This is a genomic window from Mesorhizobium sp. P5_C1, from assembly GCF_054049815.1.
Map to the genome: position 1 here is coordinate 1 of NZ_JBFULQ010000424.1, position 4,860 is coordinate 4,860.

The 4,860-nt window shown below is 62.5% G+C and carries 4 protein-coding genes; 1 reads left to right on the forward strand and 3 read right to left on the reverse strand.

Annotated features, from left to right (window positions below; translation table 11 throughout):
• Nucleotides 1–45: 45 nt before the first annotated feature.
• Genes ACXJ7R_RS24850 through ACXJ7R_RS24860 form a run of 3 tightly spaced genes read right to left on the reverse strand, consistent with a single transcriptional unit; the run spans nt 46 to nt 3,739 of the window.
• Complete coding sequence (locus ACXJ7R_RS24850; RefSeq protein WP_457154138.1) at nt 46–2,001, reverse strand: heterodisulfide reductase-related iron-sulfur binding cluster; 1,956 nt, start codon at nt 1,999–2,001, stop codon at nt 46–48.
• A gap of 1 nt (nt 2,002) precedes the next feature.
• Nucleotides 2,003–2,971, reverse strand: a complete 969-nt coding sequence (locus tag ACXJ7R_RS24855) for an electron transfer flavoprotein subunit alpha/FixB family protein (protein ID WP_457154139.1) — start codon at nt 2,969–2,971, stop codon at nt 2,003–2,005.
• 3 nt (nt 2,972–2,974) lie between these two features.
• Complete coding sequence (locus ACXJ7R_RS24860; RefSeq protein ID WP_457154140.1) at nt 2,975–3,739, reverse strand: electron transfer flavoprotein subunit beta/FixA family protein; 765 nt, start codon at nt 3,737–3,739, stop codon at nt 2,975–2,977.
• Between the two features lie 315 nt (nt 3,740–4,054).
• On the opposite strand from ACXJ7R_RS24860, the gene ACXJ7R_RS24865 reads away from it, so the two are divergent.
• Nucleotides 4,055–4,860 (forward strand): substrate-binding domain-containing protein (locus tag ACXJ7R_RS24865; protein ID WP_457154141.1); only part of this gene is annotated, 806 nt, incomplete at its 3' end.

Sequence of the window (4,860 nt, forward strand, 5' to 3'; positions counted from 1 at the left end):
CTATTGCCCATGGTGCTTGGTCTCGATCTCTGGGATCGCATTCCGTCAGGTCGTTTCCACCGTGGGCATTTCGAGCGCCTGGCCTGTTCGCGGCACGAGAAGTTCCGCTATGTCCACGACCTTCAATCTGTCGGCCACGCCGAGCGCATCGATCGCGGCGGTGTACATCACCTTGTCCTTCGGGCAGGCGACGACGAAATAGGCGATGTCGCCCAGGCTCAGCGCTTCACGGATGCGGTTCTCGCTCGGCCGCTCGGTCACGCCGTCGTCGCCTTGCCAGATGCGGCCGCCGCCGGCGCCGCAGCAGAAGGAATTCTCGCGGCAGCGCGGCATGTCATGAAGCGTATAGCCGGCGGCGCGGATCAGCTCGCGCGGCGCATCGAAGCCGCCATTGTAGCGCCCAAGATAGCAGGGATCGTGATAGGTGACCCTGGCGCCGTCGGCGACGTGCAGATCGAGTTTTCCCGCCGCGATAAGTTCCGCCAGCAGCGCCGTATAGTGCAGCACCTCGAACGCCACACCGAAATGCTGATAGTCGTTCTTCAGCGCATTCAGGCTATGCGGATCGGTGGTCATGATCCGCTTGAAGCTGCACGCCTTGATCTCGTCGATGTTGGACTGCGCGAGCGTCTCGAACAGACCCTCTTCGCCGGCACGCCGCACATCGTTGCCGCTGTTGCGCTCGGCATCGAAGAGAATGCCGAAGTCGACACCGGCCGCGGTCAGCAGTTCTGCAACCTTGCGGGTGATTTCCTGAACGCGCGGATCGTAGGACGCGTAGTCTCCTACGAACCACAGAACGTCGACGGGTTCCTCGCGCGCGTCCTTGACCGGAAAGCCGAGCTCCCGGGTCCAGCGCGCCCGCATCTTGGAAGGCTTGCCCATGGAATTGCCGAGACGGGTCAGGTTCGATAGCGCCTCCTGCAGACCGGGGCTGACATGGCCTTCGTCGACCAGATGACGGCGCATGTCGATGATCTTGGGCAGATGTTCGATCTCGACCGGGCATGCCTCCATGCAGGCACGGCAGGTGGTGCAGGCCCACAGCGTCTCCTCGGAAATCACCCCGCCGACCAGCAGGGCCGCCGATGATCCTGCGGCAAGCGCGTCGCGCATGTCGGTGATCAGCAATTTCGGGCTGAGCGGCAGACCGGCCGCATAGGCTGGGCAGACCGCCTGGCAACGGCCGCATTCGGTGCAGGACAGAAGGTCGAGCTGCTGCTTCCAGTCGAACTGCCCCAGGCTGTCGATGCCTGGAGTCTCACGCGCTTCCGGGACCGCGGGCGCCAGGCCGCGCGGTTCGAGGCTGCGGAAGTAGATGTTGGGCGCGGCAAGGAACATGTGCCGGTGCTTCGAACCGGGGATATAGACAAGGAATGCCAGAATGGCGCCGATGTGAACCCAGTAGAACAGCTCTTCGCCCGCATGCGCCGACATGCCGGCACGATCGAGCAGTCCTGCCAGCGCTGACGCGACCGGCCGCCACGAGCCGTCGGCGCCACCGACTATGCGCGCGGCCGCCTCAAGCAGCAGAGACGCCACGATCAGGACGATCAACACATAGATGATTGCCGCATCACTGCCGCTCGAGCCGTCGAAACGGGCAGGCCGCAGCACGTAACGCTGATAGAGTGCAAGTCCGACGCCGACCAGCATCAGCACCGAAAAGATATCCTGCAGAGCGGCAATCCAGGTTTCGCCACCGATGGGCGCAAGTGAGAACCCGGGAAACAACCGCGAGCCGAAGGCATCGATCGTGGCGGTGAACAGCACGAAGAACGAAATGAAGATGATTGCGTGAAGCACGCCGGAAAGCGGCTTGCGGACCATTTTCCGGTGCATGCCGATGGCGACCATCACGCCCTGGAGACGCAGCATCGGGCGGTCGAAGCGGGCCGCTGCCGGTGCATTGGCAAGAGCAACCGCGTAACGGCGCGAGCGCCAGACCGTCAACGCGAGTGCTGTGATGACCAGGATCCAGAGTGGCAGGGTCGATGCCATCTCAACGGCCAGAGCCGGCCCGCAGCCTGTCGCTCAGATTGGCGACGAGATCGAACAGGTCACAGGTCGCGCCGTAATGCGCGACATTGAAAATGGGTGCCTTCGGATCGGTGTTGACTGCAATGATAAGGTCGGCCTGCGACATGCCTTCGAGATGTTCGGGCGCACCGGACACGCCGAGCGCCAGATAAAGCTTCGGCTTGACCTTCTGGCCGGATTTGCCGACTTGGCGCAGCTTTGGCAGCCAGCCATTGTCGACGACCGGACGGCTGCCGGCGATCTCCGCCCCCAGCATCGTCGCCAGATCGCGCGCAAGGTCAATGCTTGCTTCGTCGCCGATGCCTCGGCCCACGCACACGATCCTCTCGGCCGTCGTCAGATCGACGTCGGCATAGTCGGGCACGTCGATGGCCACCATCTTCACCTTGCCGCCGGCGAGCACGGGTTCGGCATCGATCGTCTGCACGTTCACGGCGGCGATCGGGCCTGGCGCTGCCTCCGCGAAGGCACCTGGGTTGATCATCAGAATGGCGGGCAGCGGCACTTCGCATTCGGCGAGTATCTTGCCGCCATACATCTGCGCGACGACCGTCAGGCTTTCGCCACGCCGCTTGATTTCATTGACATAGGAGACGAGCGGCCAGCCGGTTCGCGCCGCGATGTCGGCTGCCACGTCCAGTCCGTTTGCCGAATAGGGAATCAGGACCAGGCCAGGGCTCTCGGCGGTGATGACATCGCGCAGAAGCAGCGCGTAGGTCTCGGCCGGAATAACATCCGATTTTGTGGCCCGGACCACTATCAGGCGATCGGCGGCACCGAAGGAAGCGGATGCGCCTTGTGCGTCACCGCCGGCGAAAAAGGCGACGACCTCGTCGCCGGCCTGGGCGAGCGAACGCGCCGCCGCGATCATTTCGAGGGAGAAGGCTTCGATCTTGCTGGAGTGGCCTTCGGTACAGGCAATCAATTTCATGGCTTAGTTCCTCGCCAGGCCCTTGGCTGCCAGGATGCTGACCAGCCGATCCGCGACTGTCTCGGCATTGCCGCCGAGGTTCTCGCCGGAGCCGCCCTGGACTGGCAGACGCAATGTGATGATCCCGGCGGAACGCTCGAAGCCTGACGATTCGGGCGTGGCGCGGCCGATGGGCGTTTTGGATGCTTCGCGAAGCTTGCTGCCGGAGACATAGCGTGGCGCCTTAGACGCTGTCTGAACGCCCAGTACCGCCGGCGTGGCCAACTCATAGGTGACGGCGACACCTGCGCCGCGCTCTTGCGTGACCCCAAGCACTGCGCCGTTCGCAACGATACGGTTGGTTCCCGACACATGCGGCCAATCGAGCAGCGCGCCGACATAAGGCGCGAGCTGGCCGAAGACATCCTCGCTCGATTGAACGCCGCTCAGAACCAGGTCGGCCGACTTTGCCCGCGCCATCGCCGCGATGGAAGCCGCGATTTCGCGTGAGGAGATCATGGCGTCCTCCTCGGATTGAAGCGCCACGACTTCGTCGGCGCCGCGCGCGGCAGCCATCTGCAAGACACGGTTGGCGCCCTCGCCAATGGCCACCGCCGTCACCTTCGCACCGACGGCTTCCTTGAGCAGGATTGCTTCCTCGAGGGCATGATCGTCGAAATCGTTGAGCTGGAAATCCAGCCATTCCCGATCGATGCTGCGCCCGTCCTCGGCGAGCTGCAGCTCGCCCGCGGAATCCGGGATCATGCGCAAGACAACAAGAATATTCACGGCCTCTCCTCCGACGGAACGCACCTCAAGCGCCCGGCACCGGTTGCTAGATAAGTCGTATTCTTCGCCGTCCCCAATGGCGAAAAGGGTAATAGCAGCTATTACAAGACGGCAGATTGACGATCGTGGGTAATCGACTGCTAATTTGCGTCAAATCGCTTTCAATCGAATTTTCCTGAATTGGAGGGTATCAGGAAGATAGCCGTGCGATTTGCCCGGGGTATAAGCATATATTCTTTGTTTATACTGTCCCGCGTGCACGAATTTCTGAGGAGAATTTTAAGCGCTCTGTCGAGCGTTCAGGAGGAGGAACCAATGTCAATAAAGAGCATCCTAGACCACAAGATATCACGCAAAAGCTTCATCAGGGGTATGCCGGCCGCCGCCGCGGCGATCGCCGCCGTGCCGGGGCTCCAGCTTGCACAGGCCACCCCGGCCGCCGCGGCTGAAGCCGAAACCAAGCCCGGCTACTATGGTGCGCCACGCACCTGGATGTGGAACCCCAATGCCAACAGCATGGTCGACACGTCGAAGTGGAAGAAGGCGGGTCCCTATACGATCGGCTTTTCCAATGCGTCGATTTCCAATGCCTGGCGCGTCGCCTTCCAGCATGGCGTCCTCTGGTCGGCCGGCCAGCATCGCGACGAGATTGCCCATCTTCTCGTCACCGACGCCAATGACGACCCTTCCAAGCAGATCGCGGACATCCAGGATCTGATCAGCCAGGGAGTCGACATTCTGCTCATTGCGGCCTCGACCGAGGACGCGCTCGATTCCGTCGTCGGCCGCGCCACGGAACAGGGCATTCCCGTCGTCATGGTCGATCGCAAGGTGAAGACGCCGGCAAACTACATCACCTACGTCACGGCATCCGATTGGGCGCTGGGCCGTCTCGAGGCACAGTGGCTGTGCGAGACGCTGGGCGGCAAGGGCAACATCGTCATGCTGCCAGGCATCGCCGGATCCAGCGTCGCGGAAATCCGCATCAAGGCGAACGAGGAAGTGTTCTCCAAGTTCCCCGGCATCAAGGTGCTGGAAAAGCAGTATTGCGACTGGAATCCGGCCACCGGCAAATCGGTGATGGCCGCGCTGATCCAGAAGCACGGCAAGGCCATCGACGG